The sequence below is a fragment of the Kitasatospora sp. NPDC058965 genome (assembly GCF_042741245.1).
Taxonomy (GTDB): Bacteria; Actinomycetota; Actinomycetes; order Streptomycetales; family Streptomycetaceae; genus Kitasatospora.
The window spans coordinates 1-517 of sequence record NZ_JBHYKG010000171.1 but is presented as its reverse complement, the minus strand read 5'-3'; the positions used below and the strand labels follow the sequence as shown (position 1 = coordinate 517).

General features: G+C 71.8%; 1 pseudogene. It reads left to right on the top strand.

Going from position 1 to position 517, the window contains the following annotated elements:
* Nucleotides 1–481, top strand: a pseudogene (locus ACFW1A_RS25290) (hypothetical protein); the annotation flags it as partial.
* Nucleotides 482–517 lie beyond the last annotated feature (36 nt).

Below are 517 nucleotides of genomic sequence, written 5' to 3'. Positions count from 1 at the left end.
CGACGTCCCCGTCTACACCGCCACCGGCCTCACCCCCGGCACCCACACCGTCACCGTCACCAAGCTCTCCGGCCAGTACGCCACCCTCGACGGCTTCGGCATCACGATGCCGACGGCCACCCGGGTCAACGACACGGACGCCGCGATCTCCTACAGCGGCTACACGCTCAACTCCGCCCGCGGCGTGGGCGACTTCGCCGACGACGTGCACTACGCGACCGCCAACGGTGCCACCGCCCGCTACTCCTTCACCGGCAGCTTCGTCCTGGTCTACGGCGAACTCAACACCGACCAGGGTGACATCGGCGTCGCGATCGACGGCGGCCCGCAGCAGACCGTCAGCAGCCTGTCGAGCGACGGGGCCCGCCACACCGACACCCCGGTGTTCACCGCGGCCGGCCTCGCCGCCGGCAGCCACACCGTCGTGATCACGAAGCTCTCCGGCCAGTACAGCACCCTCGACGGCTTCGGCACCCCGTAACCGTCCACCGCCCCGCCCGGGCCCGCGCCGCCGACC